Consider the following 17,054-nt stretch of genomic DNA (forward strand, 5'->3'; position numbering starts at 1 on the left):
TCATAAGGGTAAAACTATAGCTTATCCACCACCACCTTGTAAGTAGGATCTTCTATTACATTGACATCTATAATTTCGTTGGCATTCTCCAATAACCTTATACAGTCGCGACTTAGATGTTTTAGATGCACTTTTTTACCCACCTTGGCGTAGCGTTCCGTTAATTTGTTCAGGGCCTCAATTCCAGACATATCTGCCACCCTACTTTCCTTAAAATCGATAATTACTTCGTTGGGGTCGTTCTGTATATCAAACTTCTCGGCAAAGGCGGTTGTGGATCCAAAAAACAATGGTCCATAAATTTCATAATGTTTTATACCGTTTTCATCTATAGATTTTCTGGCTCTAATACGTTTTGCATTTTCCCAGGAATAGGCCAAGGCGGAAATAATTACCCCGAACAATACGGCAACGGCCAAATTATGGGTAATGGCAGTAATCAAGGTCACCAAAACCATTACGACAACATCGGAGGTAGGCATTTTTCTAAATGTCTTAAAACTTGCCCACTCAAAAGTTCCAATGGCTACCATAAACATTAGTCCAACCAAGGCGGCCATAGGCAATTGTTCTATTAAATTGGAACCGAACATTATAAACACCAACAACATTACCGCAGCGGTGATTCCCGACAATCGGGCCCTGGCGCCGGCCGAAGTATTGATCAGACTTTGTCCGATCATAGCACAACCACCCATCCCGGATAAGAATCCGGAAAAAATATTGGCTGTTCCCTGGGCTATACATTCTTTGTTACCACTTCCCCGAGTATCGGTAATTTCGTCTATTATATTTAAGGTAAGTAAACTCTCAATTAAACCAACTCCTGCTACAATGGCCGCAAAAGGTAAGATTATTTTTAAGGTTTCCAGTGTAAATGGCAAATTGGGTATGGACAAGGGAGGAAATCCTCCTTTAATGGATTCGCCTTCAGCCATTGTATCCGCTACTGTAAGTGTATCTATTCCAAAGCCCAAAACAATGGCCGATACTACAACGATCGCCAACAAGGAAGAGGGAACTGCCTTGGTTATTTTTGGGAAGCCCCAAATGATCAACATTGTTAAAAGGGTTAATCCGAGCATGGTCCAAAAAGGCATCCCCGACATCAATTCGGAAGTTCCCTTTACATAAAAATTAGGGAACTGGGCCATAAAAATTATAATGGCCAGTCCGTTTACAAATCCGAACATAACAGGATGTGGCACCAGGCGTATAAATTTACCCAACTTTAAAACTCCGGCCATTATTTGCAATAGCCCGGCAATGATTACGGTAGCAAAAACATAATTCAAAATAGTCTCTGGAGTAATCCCTGGGAAAGTATTCTTCAATTCCAAAATTAATCCCACAAAAATAACCGCCACGGCACCTGTAGCCCCGGAAATCATTCCTGGTCTACCCCCTAAAATAGAAGTTACCAATGCTAGCACAAATGCTGCATATAATCCTGTTAACGGAGAAAACCCAGGAATCAGTGCAAAAGCAATTGCCTCGGGAACCAAAGCTAGGGCCACGGTTAAACCGGACAAAATCTCGGTCTTATAATCTACTTTTTGCTTAAAATCGAATAGATTTAAATACTTCTTCACGTTTTTGTTTTTGAGGGGGCAAAAGTAGTGGATTTTCTTGTTTTACAGACCATGATATGCCTAAATGTGACATTTACAACAAATTACCAGGATTGAAGCCCTAATAGTTTCTCACCCAAAGTAGTTAATTCAGCAGTTTTATATTTGGTTTGTTCCCAATTCCTGGGATCTCCGGGAAAGGCATAACCTTCTGGAGCCAATCTATTTCTCCAAGCGTTGATACGCCAGGCCCGGAGAGGCCCGTTGTCTTCTTCCGCCGGCATCATAGAAATATACTGGGCAATACGCACCTTGTCTTTAGAAAGATTGGGCCTTATTCCATGAGGTTGGGTACTATTAAAAATCAAAAGATCCCCTGCTTCCATTTTAACCTTAACTATTTTGTCCTGTAAGGCGCTTACGTCTGGCTTAAAACGATCCCTTTCGTTGGGCTGGGTCAGTTTCCAAGTATCATAATTCCTGTATAACCAGGGGATGCATTGAAATCCTCCCATATTTTCATCGGTCTGGTCTACCAAGGCTAAAACGCCCTGCACATTCTGGGGCCTTGTTTCCGGGTCGTAGTCCCAGTGTATAAACCCTTTTTGTTGAAATCCAGGTCTAATTGGGAAATTTAGATTGGCCCTGTCTATGGTTACCCAAAGTTTTTCAGTTCCCCAGACATCCACGAAGGCATCATATATCTTCGGTTGCTGTCTATTGTTCCATAAATGCTGGTGATTGTACACTTCTACCATTCCAGTTCCCGTTAATTCCTTCATTTTCATCTCTGCACGTGGTAGAGTATACCATGTCTCCGGATCGTCGGGATCCTTTTCTTCAAACTCCCATATAAAATTGGCTGTTATCTGTGCTTGATCTTTAGAAATGACATTTTTGACAACGATGTATCCGTTGTGCAACCAAAATTTCCAATCCTCCTCACTAAGTATCCGTAAAGGTTTTCCATTACTTCTGTCGCTCAAAATAATTTTGCTGGTGGTTGAGGTAGATGGGTTGCCCGGTATCTCCGCATGGGGATTCCCCTTTTTCGAATTAGTATCCTTGGATTTCATTTCCTTTACTTTTTAAGGTAGCGTATAGTACCTTAAATTAAGGAATTTAATTGAAAAAAACTTAGTTGGACGCTAAACGGATTGTGGAATTGCTCCTATGGAATGTTCAGAGAAAATGATGAATAAAAAAACCGCCTTGGGCAATTACTCCAAGACGGTCTTTAACTAAATAACCAACCAAAAACTTCCTTATATTGTCACCGTATAACCTTACGGCAATAATTATATCTTTCTTTTTCTGACCACCTTCATGGTCCCATATTGGGTTTTAGTCCTCTTTCTGTCCACTTGGGAAATTCCAGATTTCAAATAGGTAATAAATCCCCTTCCCTTAAACTTGTAAACTGTTCCACTAGAGGAATGATACAGCTCTATTGTACTATCATTAATAACGTACAACTCAAAGTAATCATTGCCCATAAAGTCATAATCCAGTGTTAAAGTTTTGAGCGTTTCATCGTTATAAACGTCGAATAATGAATACTCCCCACTATAATCCCATAAAACATCGTCCAAATGCATCCCACTGGGGTCTACCGAGGAATTAAACATACTTCTGTTTCCGTCAATATAGAACTGTAAATAATTTTCCGAATCGAAATCGTTCACTAATCCTTCCTTACTCGTAGCTACCTTTTCCCAAACATCATATTCCTGCAATAGATATTCAATATTGTCATAAAATACCATGTCATAATCAAAGTTATTTCTTTGATATCCCTCCAAATAATATGAAGTTCGGCTATGGGAATCATATAATTCAATGGTATTGTTATCCACAACGAATACCTCCAAGCTCCAAAATCCGTCCACATCATGGTTAATTTGCAGCCTTTCACTGGCCGTATTGAAATAACCAACATCGAGTCCAAAGCCGTTTCCTGTTTTCCCAATACCCACTATATTATTATTGGCAAAAACGGTTTCACCCACAAATGAGATGGTGAATGCACGTTGTAAAAAAGGAACCTCCCCATTACCGGAAGTAGCATTTATATCTACATACCAAAGCTCGTGGGATTTTAATAAGGCATTGACATTGAGAAAGGGTTCATCAATATATTCGTCTTCAATAATAACTTCGGTTTAACAACCTGTAGCCAAAACAGCCAGGGTTAAAGTTGTAAAGAGTAGTTTTGTAGTTCTCATTTTATATAGTTTGATGTTACCTATACCAGTAAAACAATCATTATGCCAACAATATAAACTATTGTTAATCAACAAATTATAATCATCAAACACTTAAAAATATTTACAGGAACAAAAACTTGGGTTTCCAATTTAACACCAAAACTTATACCGATGGTAATAAATTCTTGTTTTGAATCTCCAAAAAACAGTCCTACATTGCCATAGATTTTAATGAGCCACGTACTCTTCCATATTAATACCGGAAAACTGATGGTCCATTGATTTTTTTAATTAGGAGATAACTTGGTTATTGGGTCTTGGCATACAACAAGAAATATTAAATAAATGAAAAACAATATAAAATTTGCAATGTTGGGTGGTGGTAGTTGGGCAACTGCCATTGTTAAAATGTTGACAGAGAATGCCGATGTGGTTAATTGGTATATGCGCAATACCGATGCTATTGAACACATTAGGACACAGAAACACAACCCCAATTACTTAAGTTCGGTAGAATTTCATACAGAACAATTAAACCTCACGGACAATATTAACGAGGCTGTTGCCAATGCCGATGTCCTTATTTTTGCCATTCCCTCCGCTTTCTTAGAAAACGAATTGAAGCATTTGACCGTAGATATCAAGGACAAAATTATTTTTTCCGCAATAAAGGGTATTGTGCCGGAATCCAGTTTGATCGTGGGAGAGCATTTTCATGTCAACTATAACATTCCTTTCGAAAATATTGGGGTCATTACAGGACCATGCCATGCCGAAGAAGTTGCTTTGGAACGTTTGTCATATTTAACCATAGCCTGTGCAGATACAGAAAAAGCCAAATTAGTGGCCAAGCACCTAAGTAGCGACTATATTAAAACCAAAATATCCGACGATATTATAGGTACGGAATATGCAGCCATGCTAAAGAATATTTATGCCATTGCTGCAGGTATCGCCCATGGCTTGGGTTACGGAGACAACTTTCAAAGCGTACTCATGAGCAACTCCATAAGAGAAATGAAGCGGTTTATAAAACGGGTACATAAAATGAAGCGTAACATTAACGACTCTGCCTATTTAGGAGACCTTTTGGTAACGGGCTACTCCGTTTTTAGCCGTAACCGTATGTTTGGAAATATGATCGGTAAAGGTTACACCGTAAAAAGTGCCATGATGGAAATGAAAATGGTGGCCGAAGGTTACTATGCTACCAATAGTGCACATCTAATAGTTTCCAAACACAAGAATAAATCAAAAACGCCCATTCTAAATGCCGTTTATGAAGTGCTATATGAAAATAAAAGCCCGAAAAAGGTTTTTAAGGAGCTCACCGAAAAGCTGGATTAGCCTTATTATTTAACTCCCTTGGGCCTCCAAAGATTACTTTAACCACTGCCCCTAAATTCGGTCCAGCGAAAAATTGGAATGCTCATCCATTTCTCTTTCCAAGGTTTTCCGGTAGGAGTTAATGACCTCATCGTCCAGTTTATATATAGTCTTGAACTCTGCCAGGATGGGTTCCATCAAATTCCTAATACTATCTATATCAAAATATAATCTTCCAGTTCTTCGTATAAAAAAATCCATAGGAGTTTGTACCATTTCATTTTCTATGGTAAACTTTAACTCGGCCTTTGCCATACCCAACACATGATCATCTTCCTTCTGTTTTGCATAGTACTGCAAAATTGTTTCGGTCTGCTTTCCATAATTGGTTACCAAATACCAGGCATCATAATGGGAAAATCCCTCAGGGGTTAGTCTTTCATGGATTTCGGCAATATATTTCTTAACATATTTATACTTTTTAAAATCATTTCCACATAGAGGAATATGATCCGTATCCGAATCCTTTACACTAATACCATAATCTTCTTCCATTTTTTTGGCCACCCTGTTCACTACACGCTCCGCCATTTTACGATAGCCCGTTAGCTTTCCACCGGCAATACTTATGAGGCCGGTATCTGAGGTAAAAATTTCATCCTTTCGCGATAATTCCGAGGCAGACTTACCTTCTTCATGTATAAGTGGCCGTAGTCCTGCCCATGAAGAGATAATATCTTCCATTTCCAAATTTATCTTTGGAAACATATTATTTACGGCAGATATCAAATAAATAGCATCGGCCACATCCGTTCTTACGCTATCCTTGTTCTCATTAAAATTGGTGTCCGTAGTGCCTATATAGGTAATCTTGCCCCTAGGAATCGCAAACATCATGCGTCCGTCCGGGATATCAAAATAAACGGATTGCTTTATAGGCAATTTTTCATAAGGAAAAACCAAATGTACTCCTTTGGTTAGGTGCAGACGCTTTCCTTTTTTGGAATTGTTAATCCCCCTAAGTTCATCTACCCATGGTCCTGCTGCGCTTATGACATATTTGGCCTTTATTGGGAATTCAGTATCCAAGACCGTGTCCTTTACTTTAACCCCTGCAACCATATCCTCCTCATAAATAAAGTCCGTAACCTCTGCATAGTTTAGGGGCATGGCACCATATTGTAGGCTGGTCTTTATGGTCTCCATGGTGAGTCTGGAATCATCTGTCCTATACTCCGCATAATACCCAGCGCCTTTCAATATTTTTTTTGGCAACAAAGGTTCCAATTTCAGGGCTTCCTTCTTTTCCAACATTTTGCGTTTATCATCTCCCGTTACCTGGGCCAAAATATCATAAACCTTTAACCCAATGGAAGTAAGCCATTTGCCATAAGATCCATTTTCTATCAATGGTAGCAACATTTTCTCCGGCAGCACTAAATGTGGTGCCAAATTATGTACTATGGCCCTTTCGGAACCCACTTCTTTTACCAACCAAAAGTCGAATTGTTTTAGATATCGCAATCCGCCATGAATCAGTTTTGTTGATTTACTACTTGTGCCAGATGCAAAGTCGTTTTTTTCAACCAAGGCTACTTTTAAGCCTCTGGATGCAGCATCCAAGGCAATCCCACCACCTGTAATACCTCCACCTATAACCACCAGATCAAAGGTCTCCCCCTTTAGTTTGGCAATTGTTTTTTTTCTATCCAAATTAGAAAAGCGAATATTTTTTGTCATCTTTTTATACGGTATCGGTTTATTGCGGCTATATTAATCTTAGTTTGACCAATGTCATTAAAGGTAATTGATTATAGACCCAAATCAAAGGACAATTGTTATTCTATGGTTATTATTATAACAACTTCATTACCTAGGGCATCAACTGCCATAATTCCATGTTCTCCAGGTATGGGCATCAATCCTATTTCGTGATAGTCTGTGGTTTGTCCAATAAATTTCTCATCCAAATACCAATAAACCGGTGTTTCCGGTTTAACATGGGCCAACTTAACTACCAATTCATTCTTCTTACCTTCAAAATTTCTTGCCAAAGTAATTCTACTTCCGTTCCTTGGATATATGAACTCCATTGCCGCAGTATTGGTTTCCCTACAATTTTCTAGAAAGGGAGGCAAGGTCTTATAGGAAGGATGTCCCTTTTTATAATAGTATTCCATTAGCGGGGGCAATACAAACCATGATTCGCTGAACATTTCTGACAAATCTGCACAGGAGGAATTGACCCTGAACTGCTTTTGAACATTTAAATGCACCCATTGATGATAAGCACATGCCTGGACAAAATTTTGCTTTCTTGGGATAGAAATAACTGTTTTAGGGCATATGTCGGTAGCCAGGTAACCGCTTTCCGAACATACTTTAATTTCAGTAAACTCATCCTCAGGCTTTTGAAACCAGGTAGACCTGGGCAGCAGATCGAACACATCGAATAAAATTGGTGCGGCACTGCTAAGCCCGGTTACATTTGGTCTTCCTTCGCCATCCGCATTTCCTGCCCAAATCCCAACTACGTAGTCTTTGGTAATGCCAATGGCCCAGGCATCCTTGTTTCCAAAACTGGTACCCGTTTTCCAAGCTATCTGCCTGGAGGAATCAAAAAACTCCCAGGATTCACTGCCCTCGGGCCTATTGACCTTCTTCATGGCCTCAAAGGTAAGATAGATACTGGCCGCATCAAAGATGGTCACCTCGGTAGATTTGGCACCGAAATCTACTTTGGTTTCAGATGTTGGAATTGGTTCTACAAATTCCTTTGTATAGTATTCACTGGAGGTGGCATTAAAATGGTTTACGGTTGATGCCAAGGAGGCGTAGGTCTTGCACAAATCCCATAGATTACTTTCTGCCCCGCCTAGAATTAACGTTAATCCATAATGATCGGCAGACTTATCCAGGCCCCTTAAATTAAAGAAATCCAGTTGATCCCTGAATTTTTGAAGTCCGTAGGAACGTAGCAAGCGGACCGCAGGGATATTTAGGGACTTGGCCAAAGCTTTATCGGCCTCCACGGCGCCACTATAGCTTTCGTTAAAATTCTCAGGGGTATAACCTGCAATTTGGGTCGGAACATCCGGTATTAGCATACCGGGCAACAATTCTCCCGCATTCATCATGGCGGTATACAACAAAGGCTTTAGTACACTCCCGGTACTGCGATTGGCCTGCACCATATCCACATCCTTTTCGTGTTCGTTGTCCGTTGGTGTGTTACCTACATATGAAAGTACCTCCCTGGTTTTGACATCCATCAACAGAACTGCCGCATTGTAAACCTGATTCTGCTTCAAGCTTTTGTAGTGCTTGTTTATAATATTGTTTATACTGCCCTGTAGGTTTTCATCCACATGGGTAGAAATTCTCTTCCCCTTATATTTTTTGGCCAAATATTGAACCAGATGGGGAGCTGTATCCGGCAGTTGAAAAGGCTTTTTGGGCAATTCTTCCAAAAGCGAAAGCCGGTAAGTAGTACTATCTATATAATTATTATCCAATAATTTATGAAGTAACCTATTTCTCTTGTACAGCAGTTTTGAATGATTCTTTCCAGGGTAAATCAAACTTGGGGCATTGGGCAATACGGCCAAAGTAGCTGCTTCTGCCCATGACAATTGATTGGGCTGCATACCAAAGTAACGCCAAGCTGCTGCCTCCAAGCCTACGACATTCCCACCAAATGGGGCATGACTGGCATATAATTTTAGTATATATTTCTTGGAATATCCCAGTTCCAACCTTGTAGCCAAAACCAGTTCCCTAACTTTTTCCCAATAGGTCCGTTTTTTGTGGTTACGGGACAAACGTATCACCTGTTGGGTAAGGGTACTGCCCCCCCTTACTGTTTTCCCTGCCAAAATATTAGCTAAAAAAGCTTTGCCTATGGAAATAGGATTAAAACCGGGATGCCAATAAAAATGGGCGTCCTCAAAATTTAAAATACAGGTCTCAAATTTGTAGGGCACACTATCCACCACTGGGAATCTCCATTGCCCGTCCTCGGCAATAAGTGCTCCCAAAAGTTTGCCCGATCTACTCTCAACAACGGTAGCATGGGGGGTACGGAATAGTTGTTTGGGCAAACAGAAATAATAGGCAATCAACAGTAATATAAGGATAAGTAACTTCTTGGGATGCCTTTGAATTAGCCCCTTCAACCGTTGTAAGGTTGTTGCTGCCTTGTCTGGACCCTTATCCGTTCCCAAATTCATATTCCCTTTCCACCAGACAAATACGGACCTTATACCATTTGTACCATTCTTCCCTTCCCTTTTTTTGGGCAAATAAATGATCTGCCTGCATTTTCCAATTCGCAATGGCACCCAAACTATCCCAATAACTTACGCTGATCCCCATTTGGCCCCTGGCGCTTTCAAAGCCTAGAAAGCCTGTCTGACTTTTTGCCAATGACTCCATCTGATGGGCCATTTCCAAATACCCTTTATCTTCTTCCGTAGTGATAGAAGTAAATATTACAGCGTAATATGGATTATTAAGTTCCATATCTATATAATGTACTCCTTTTCCAAGAAATAGCTTACCAAAGCTTCTTTCATTAATACGGATTGTTCGCCGGCCTTTAAAGGGGGCAACTCTTCCTTTATGCTATAATGTGGCCAGCCATCTTCATCAAAAAAATCGAATTCATAGTACCCGTATGGTTCCAACAACCTACATATAGCTATGTGCATTAGATTTAATTTTTCATCCTTCTTATAGGTTTTATGAATTTGACCCAATTCCTGGACTCCAACCAGATATATAATGGCATCCAATTCCAAGGGATCGTTGTCCGCAAATTGGGCAGACAATTTTTTTACCAAAATCTCCCATCTATCTTTTAATTGTGTATCTCTAGACATCGTAATTTATCTTAATTTAAATCTATTGTTGGATTCACTTATCCAGACAGAATAGAATTGTTCAAAGGTACAAATCAAAGTTTTATATTTGTCAAAAGACTTTTGTATGGGTGTATTGGATATTATTATTGGACTACTATTACTATATGGCCTATACAAAGGAATTAGAAATGGTCTACTCGTGGAATTGGCATCATTGATTGCCCTTATTGCAGGTTTGTACGGCGCCATTCACTTTTCCTACATCGTGGGGGAATATCTTTCAGAAAAAATGGAGTGGAACGAGAGATACATGAACACTATCTCGTTTTTGATCACCTTCTGTATTATTGTCCTTGTGGTAAATATTGCTGGAAAACTATTGACCAAAATTGCCGATTTTGCCATGTTGGGATTACTAAATAAAATAGCTGGAGGAATATTTGGAGCACTCAAGGTTGCTGTAATCCTAGGCGCCCTATTGATATTTTTTGACAGGACCAACAATCAACTTGGGTTTATTAAACAAGAATCAATTGACGAATCCAGACTTTATATGCCCGTAAAGGAAATAGGGGCCCTTGTTTTTAGCAAGGTGCTTAAGGAAAACGGGCCTCTTGATGTTGAACCACCACAAGATAAGGATAAAAACACCTTCATAAAGGTGGGTGTGTAATTATATCATCCTAAGGCACCAAAAAAATAATTTGGCAACCATAGGATGATATAATACTTCACTCAATAACAATTAATCGGTAGCTTCCATTTTGGTATAGGTAAATGTAACGTCTGTTTGTACAGTTAGCCCATTCACATCTGTTATGTTATAGTTGGAAGTAGTGGTAAATGCCGTTTTGCCTTCATTGAAAACAATTTTCAAATTTTGAGCGGAACAATTTCCAATCAGACCTAGGATATCACCGGAATGCTTCCAGGTACCCTCAATCTTAAGCTTGTTACTACAGTTGGACGCATTTTGACCTTGGGCAAATTCGTAGGCACGCCCTGGTCCGAAAGTATATTCCGCATCCTTTTCGCAGTCCGTATATTGCACATAAATATCCTTTTTAGGATTCTGCACATCGTCTTTGGTAATATCTACTTCCTTTACCGCCACAATGGCCGTCAATTCCCAGGTTCCGAGCAACCCATTTTCCGCCTCAGTGAGCGCTCCTTCATAATCAGCAGGACATTCAACGGTATTATCCGTGCTACAACCTACCAATAAGACGTTAAATGCAATTGCCCCAAAGAGCCCAAACCAAATTATTTTTTTCATATGATATCATTTATATTTTATTCATAAATGCAAAAAATACAAAATGGTTGCGTAAAGGAACATTCATTTTTTTAGGACCAACACAAGTAATTACTGCACAACTTCTACCCATTGGCCCTTGGCACGAACGGCATAATCATAGTCGTACATGGCCTCTGCCTGTATGCCGGGCAAGTAATATCTTCCCAAGTAAGAGGCGTTCAACAATACCCTGAACACTTTTGTTTCGTTCTTCTTCATGTCAAAATAAAAATTGGCCCTATCATCCCTCAAATCCGTATAAGTCACTTCGTTTTCATCAAAATCGCCAAAATCCGTGAACCTGGTATTTACTATTTCCCAGCCGCTAGGGAATATTTCGGACAGTGCCACATTTTTGATCAATTCTGCCTTGGTATTGGTAAGCGATACTTCCGCGACAAAATCCGTGCCCTGCATCATGGAAGATGGGTCCAACTTAATGCCGTTCCTTCCCTTAAAGACCACATTGGCCACCAAATTTCTTTGCAACTCCCTCTCCTCACCTACAGGCAAAATACCACTCTTTATTAAACTCACATAAAGCAAATTTTCACCAGTATTTTTTATATTAATGGAATTGGTCCCCGTTTTAATGCCCAATCCGGTATTGGCCAAGGTTTTGTCCGTGTTAATAGTGATATTGCCTCCATTAACAGCTATGCTGGCCTTAATTCCCTTGCCCCCTATCATATCGGCAAATTTTGCCAGTGCCAAGAGGCAATAGGCAGTACTCTGGGTACTCATCCATTGATCCGAACTTAAACGCTGAGCCAAATTTCTGGCCATTTCCTGCGCCTTTACCTTATCATTTAAAAGCACAAAGGTTTCCAAGGCCATGGCCCTATTGCGATCGGAGGATCCATAGGTCTGGTATTCATATTTACCTTCTGAAAAATCATAGTTTGCAGATTTAATTATTTGTTGGGCCACAGATTCCTGGCCAACAAGTCCGTAGGCCGCCGCCAAGCGGAATTTTCCTTCATTGGACAGGTTGGTTGTTTCCCTTAATCTGTTCATTGACGCAATATCCGCATTCCCTGAAAGAGCCAAGGTATATAGGCGATATGCCTGGGCCAAATCGGAATACACTGTTCCTGATCTCCATTGTCTAGCTATATCCTGTTGATAATTCACCCAGGAGGACTTAAATCCTAAAGGCAAGACATATCCTTTTTTATCGGCTTCCAACAAAAAGTGGCCCACATAGGATGAACTCCAATCATCGGCATAATTTTGCCCCGGCCAATAGGCAAACCCGCCATTAGGGGTTTGATAGCTACCAACCCTTTTTATGGCACTTTCAATATTTTGCTGTACCTCTTTTTTCTTAGCTGTGTTAATATCGAAGATATCAGCAATAAACAGCTGGGGAAAAGCACTAGAGGTGGTCTGCTCCAGACACCCATGCGGATATTGGATCAAATATTGCATTCTTCCATTAAAATTCATGGGTGGCAGGGTAGAGAATTCCACCTCTGCATTATTACTTCCGGGAATACCAAAAGTTTCAAGGTCTATTTTTCTGCTACTGCCGGCCTCCAAAACCATATCCTCCGTAACCGTAGTCAATGGATTAGGGTTTACCACATCTATAGGCACCTCAAAAGATGCCCTTTCCCCATTACCCGAAGCCTCAACCACAACCTTGCCGGTACCTTTAAAATCGGCTACCTTTAACTGAAAATAGGCCATTTTTTCATCAGGTTGGGTGAAAGAAACACTTTGTACGGTCTTCCCTTCTATTGTAAAAGAAGGATCCGGTTTTATTTGTAAAGTCACTTCCTTTACTTTGTTTTCCATAGCAAAAACCGTTATCGGTAAGGTTACCGTCTCCCCTGGAGTGATTTTCCTTGGTAAGGAAGCCAATACCATAAGTGGTTTTCTTACGGGGGTTGCTTTTTCTGCCATGCCATAGGCGGCTTCCCCTGAATTTCCAGCTATGACCATAGTCCGGACTGAACCAACATATTTAGGGATGTCTATTTTATGTGATTTTGTCTCCCCTTTATTCAAGCTAAAGGGACCCAAATAAACCACCATAGGTTCAAAGCGGTTGGCCTTTTTATTTTTGGCACCGGCCAATTCTCCGTCCCCACCTATAGCAAAGACCTGATTTATTCTTCCACCAAAGGCACCGATGACATCATCGTACACGTCCCAACTCCTTACACCAAGTGCTTCCCGTGCATAAAAAGTATTCCATGGATTTGGAGTTTTATAACGGGTAAGGTCCAGCAAGCCTTCATCTACCATGGCAATACTATAGGTCATGGCCCTACCTTGTTTCTCATATACTTTGAGGGTTATACTTTCCTCAGGCTTTAAGACATCCGGCATAGCAATTTCCGGTTGCAGTCTGGTCAAAGGATCTTCTACCAATATTGGAACTACCCCATACATCCGTATAGGGGAATCGTTTAAGGTAGTGGAATGCGGCTGAAGCAAACTAATATTGATATAAACATTGGGTGTATACAATTCGGATATAGGAATTTCAAATTTTGTCTCACCATTGTCGGATTCCACCCATTGCGAATGCAATACTTCACTACCATTTTCAACGGTAACCAATGCCCTGCCTCCTTCCGAACTAGGAAAGGTTACGGTAGCCGTTTCCCCTACCTTATAAACTTCCTTGTCTGTAGAGAACACCAACATAGTGGCGGCAGAAGGATCGTTTTTCATACTTTTTCCGGCCCATCCCGGCCAGTCTACATAAATTGTTTTACCAGTTGCATGCCCTCCCTTTGGGTCTTCCACCCTCACCAAATAGCGGCCCCAATCGGGATATTTTAACTCAAAATTAAATGATGCCTTACCACTGGAATCGGTACTTACGGTTTCCTCCAATACTCTTTCCTGATATTCACTACTGCTAAAATTGGAAAGATTATCGGCTGAAGTCTCCCACCACCATCTCCAACCTACTTTATAAATAGTTACTTTTAAATTGCTGGTGGCTTTGGCCTTGCCCATTTCATCTACCGTTACCACCTCAAATTTATGGGGCTGATCTGTGAGCAACATTCCCCTTGTTTTGTAGCCTTTGGGCACATTAAGGCCAACATAGGTATTAAAGGGCGAAAATTGTTTTGTAAAGACGTCCGTACTAAAATCGCCCCCATTTTCATAAACCTTGGTAATAAATGCTGCCGTAAGCATTCCCGGGGCCTGACTATTAATTTGTGGATTTAACGAAAAGGCTGCTTTACCTTCGGCGTTGACGGCACTATTAAAAACTAATTGATCCTCTGTGGCAAACGCCCTTGTAGGATCATCAAAAACATAAGCCGGAAAGTTCTTAAAAGTTGTAGTCTGTACATTGAACTTTGCCGTAATATCCGCTTTTAGGTTTTTGGCCACCGCACCGTGAAGCCAAGCCACTTCCAGCATACCTTTAATGGGTTTACCACCGGACAAGATCTCATTCTCAAATGCTGTCTTAATCTTTAATCTATTTGGCTTGATGGTTTCAATCTTGATCGTTTTTGAAAAAGTTGCCCCTCCCACTGAAACTTTCGCCATCCAATTACCAGTAGGTGCATTTTCATCAGTCTTTAAAACGAAACTATAAAAATTGTTCAGGGAATTTGTCCTCACTTCCCGGTGCACCACCTTGTTATAGGGATCCATCAATTCCAATTTCACGGGATGCCCTACAGGGAGTTTATTGGCCTTATCATTCAGCATAAACGAAAGAAAAAGTTTGTCGCCAGGGCGCCAGACTCCCCTTTCCCCAAAAATAAAACCTTTTATTCCCTTTTGTAGTGCAACCCCATCAACGTTAAACTTACTTACGGACAGGGCGTTGCCATCATTTAATTTAACATAGGTCTTTTGACCACTGCTCTCAGCTACCGCAAAGTAAGCCAATTGATCGGTATCAAATAGAGACGTACCATCCAACTCCGTTATTACCTGCCCAATGGACTGTTGTTGGTAATTATAAAAAGTTACCTTGGCCCCGGCAATGGGTTCAGTGTTTACAATATTATTGACCGCTACAAAATAACTCTTGTTCAACCCTTGTTTTACAGTTACCCCCAGATCCGAGGCCAATACATTGGCTCCTACCGTTTTATCATAGTAATAGGAAGTATGGCAAGGGTTATCCCGTTGATTCCAGTCATAATCAAAGTAATAATCTTCATAGTAGGATTCCACTCCGTCCCATGAGCTGTTTTCAGTTTCCTGATCAAAATCATCTTCCGATGGGGCTTGCTGTTCAAAATTGGTGTCCTCGCATTTGTACAGACTATAAGAGGGTTTAAAATCAAATTCGACCCTATAAATAGCCCCTACCTCAGGTGTAATAAGTGTTCTTAAATCAATAGCATGTGCCGACCATTTACCACTATTACTTCCAAGACCGTTTTCTAAATCCAATTTCTTGGTGGCTATGGGCCGTGCCACTGTTTTTAGGTTGTAACTGCCGTTAAGATCATTGCCTTGTAAGAACTGAAGAATATTGCTCTCAAAAATTTTATAGACGCTTAGGTCGACCGACTTCAGATTAACCGCCTCAAAATTAATTTTTAGATTATTCGAGGATGGTAAAATTGTTCCATTGGATAACAAACGAACCTCCGGTTTTATTTGTTCAAAGGCTACTCTTTCTGTAAGCTTTGTTTTAAGCTTGTACCCATCTACACTTTCAATACCCTCAAAAACCTCGAGCCTTAGTGTTGTGCTCAACTCTTTGGAAGGATATATCTTTAGAGTATTGCCCTCTACATTGTATTTTAGGTTGCCATCGCCTTCCAGCACTACTAGCCCCTTGAAGTTCTGTCCTTTTTTTAAGGGATCCGAGAAATTGATGTTTATGATCTGATTTTCCCCTGTTTCCAAGCCAACATCGAGTATAGTAAAATTACTCTTGCCCGATATTTTTATAGTATTTTTTCCTGCACTTTCAATATCCATACCGGTTCCGTCCCACACAACCTCCAAATCCGTATCCTCTGTGAATCGCTGAATGCTATCTATCTTAAAATGAAATTGGGTTCCTTCTGCTATGGATGAATCAAATTTAACAGGGACCATTTTCCCTTTCTGTTTTACATCCAACAATTGCTTGGCCTTTTCCAAACTTAATTGATCGGCACTTTTCAATTGTCCTTCCAAATATTGATAATCCTTGGAATAGGACTGTAGGGCCTGGGTATACACATTAAACTGTTGTTTCAATGTTTTCACCTCGAAATTAAACTTGCGCAACTCTTTTGGGACCCCGGAAATAACAGATCCCAGATCCAATGTAAACCCATAACTACTATCTTGCTGAAAACCGGCCTTGGGTACAAAAGCAATGGTTCTACTATCCAAGGCTATCACCTTGCCACTTGTCTTGGGAAATACAACCAATAAATCGCCATCCAATTCCTTTCCGCTTTCCCATGAATCAACAGGACGGCTCAGCACAACCCGTACATCTGCCCTTACAGAAATTATTCCATGGGACACTTCCGTTATATATTCCTGATAAAGATTTAAGTTATCTGCTGGAGTTTTGCCGGTCTCTTTTTTCGGGTTACAACCAAGGATGAAAAGAAATATTAGGGCACGGAAAATTACTTTCATGAAAAGAACCAATTTAGTACAGTAAAGATAAAAGGTTTTCCTTTTGTGGAATATTTTTTGATCCAATTAAGCGCTGCAAAAATTTATTTACCTCTCATTTCAATTCCAAGCTTAGCCCCGAAATCCCAAATACTATATGTGCATCGAAAATATAACTCTAAGTCCATTATATAAGTAATCCTTGGATTACAGGATGTATATTGTGCTATGC

General features: G+C 40.3%; 11 protein-coding genes. 2 read left to right on the plus strand and 9 right to left on the minus strand.

All coding sequences use genetic code 11. From position 1 onward, the window contains the following. Positions 1-14 precede the first annotated feature (14 nt). The 3 genes from U735_RS0121175 to U735_RS24735 all read right to left on the minus strand — a co-directional run bounded on the left by U735_RS0121175 (position 15) and on the right by U735_RS24735 (position 3,580). A complete protein-coding gene (locus U735_RS0121175) occupies positions 15-1,592 on the minus strand; it encodes a SulP family inorganic anion transporter (protein ID WP_031445736.1) in 1,578 nt (525 codons plus the stop codon). 83 nt (positions 1,593-1,675) lie between these two features. Further along, on the minus strand, positions 1,676-2,647 hold the full coding sequence (locus U735_RS0121180) for a phytanoyl-CoA dioxygenase family protein (protein WP_031445737.1): 972 nt from the start codon (positions 2,645-2,647) through the stop codon (positions 1,676-1,678). Positions 2,648-2,869: 222 nt separating this feature from the next. Next, entirely contained in the window at positions 2,870-3,580 is a 711-nt protein-coding gene (locus U735_RS24735) for a nicotinic acid mononucleotide adenyltransferase (RefSeq protein WP_232233300.1), read from the minus strand. 543 nt (positions 3,581-4,123) lie between these two features. On the opposite strand from U735_RS24735, the gene U735_RS0121190 reads away from it, so the two are divergent. Then, the gene (locus U735_RS0121190) at positions 4,124-5,125 is read left to right on the plus strand and encodes an NAD(P)H-dependent glycerol-3-phosphate dehydrogenase (protein WP_031445738.1); all 1,002 of its coding nucleotides are present in this window, start codon (positions 4,124-4,126) and stop codon (positions 5,123-5,125) included. 51 nt (positions 5,126-5,176) lie between these two features. On the opposite strand, the gene U735_RS0121195 is transcribed toward U735_RS0121190, so the two are convergent. From U735_RS0121195 to U735_RS0121210, 4 genes are all read right to left on the minus strand, one after another. Further along, on the minus strand, positions 5,177-6,844 hold the full coding sequence (locus U735_RS0121195; RefSeq protein WP_031445739.1) for a glycerol-3-phosphate dehydrogenase/oxidase: 1,668 nt from the start codon (positions 6,842-6,844) through the stop codon (positions 5,177-5,179). A 98-nt stretch (positions 6,845-6,942) separates the two neighbouring features. Continuing rightward, entirely contained in the window at positions 6,943-9,333 is a 2,391-nt protein-coding gene (gene pbpC, locus U735_RS0121200) for a penicillin-binding protein 1C (protein WP_051892275.1), read from the minus strand. Continuing rightward, positions 9,314-9,625, minus strand: coding sequence for an antibiotic biosynthesis monooxygenase family protein (locus U735_RS0121205; protein ID WP_031445741.1), 312 nt, complete (start codon positions 9,623-9,625; stop codon positions 9,314-9,316). Before U735_RS0121205 ends, pbpC begins: the two co-directional genes overlap by 20 nt. A gap of 2 nt (positions 9,626-9,627) precedes the next feature. Continuing rightward, on the minus strand, positions 9,628-9,984 hold the full coding sequence (locus U735_RS0121210; protein WP_031445742.1) for a hypothetical protein: 357 nt from the start codon (positions 9,982-9,984) through the stop codon (positions 9,628-9,630). A gap of 106 nt (positions 9,985-10,090) precedes the next feature. On the opposite strand from U735_RS0121210, the gene U735_RS0121215 reads away from it, so the two are divergent. Further along, the gene (locus tag U735_RS0121215) at positions 10,091-10,639 is read left to right on the plus strand and encodes a CvpA family protein (protein ID WP_031445743.1); all 549 of its coding nucleotides are present in this window, start codon (positions 10,091-10,093) and stop codon (positions 10,637-10,639) included. Between the two features lie 72 nt (positions 10,640-10,711). Here the strand turns inward: U735_RS0121215 and U735_RS0121220 are convergent, their stop codons facing one another. Both U735_RS0121220 and U735_RS0121225 read right to left on the minus strand, forming a co-directional pair. Continuing rightward, a complete protein-coding gene (locus U735_RS0121220) occupies positions 10,712-11,242 on the minus strand; it encodes a DUF5004 domain-containing protein (RefSeq protein ID WP_031445744.1) in 531 nt (176 codons plus the stop codon). A 90-nt stretch (positions 11,243-11,332) separates the two neighbouring features. After that, the gene (locus U735_RS0121225; RefSeq protein WP_031445745.1) at positions 11,333-16,843 is read right to left on the minus strand and encodes an alpha-2-macroglobulin family protein; all 5,511 of its coding nucleotides are present in this window, start codon (positions 16,841-16,843) and stop codon (positions 11,333-11,335) included. Positions 16,844-17,054: the final 211 nt, after the last annotated feature.

It is taken from the genome of Arenibacter algicola (assembly GCF_000733925.1).
In the GTDB taxonomy this organism is placed as follows: Bacteria; Bacteroidota; Bacteroidia; order Flavobacteriales; family Flavobacteriaceae; genus Arenibacter; species Arenibacter algicola.

Coding starts and splice junctions, on each gene's coding strand:
- U735_RS0121180 (WP_031445737.1), bottom strand. CDS start 2,647: ATGAAATCCAAGGATACTAATTCGAAAAAGGGGAATCCCCATGCGGAG.
- U735_RS0121190 (WP_031445738.1), top strand. CDS start 4,124: ATGAAAAACAATATAAAATTTGCAATGTTGGGTGGTGGTAGTTGGGCA.
- U735_RS0121195 (WP_031445739.1), bottom strand. CDS start 6,844: ATGACAAAAAATATTCGCTTTTCTAATTTGGATAGAAAAAAAACAATT.
- pbpC (WP_051892275.1), bottom strand. CDS start 9,333: ATGAATTTGGGAACGGATAAGGGTCCAGACAAGGCAGCAACAACCTTA.
- U735_RS0121205 (WP_031445741.1), bottom strand. CDS start 9,625: ATGGAACTTAATAATCCATATTACGCTGTAATATTTACTTCTATCACT.
- U735_RS0121210 (WP_031445742.1), bottom strand. CDS start 9,984: ATGTCTAGAGATACACAATTAAAAGATAGATGGGAGATTTTGGTAAAA.
- U735_RS0121215 (WP_031445743.1), top strand. CDS start 10,091: ATGGGTGTATTGGATATTATTATTGGACTACTATTACTATATGGCCTA.
- U735_RS0121220 (WP_031445744.1), bottom strand. CDS start 11,242: ATGAAAAAAATAATTTGGTTTGGGCTCTTTGGGGCAATTGCATTTAAC.
- U735_RS0121225 (WP_031445745.1), bottom strand. CDS start 16,843: ATGAAAGTAATTTTCCGTGCCCTAATATTTCTTTTCATCCTTGGTTGT.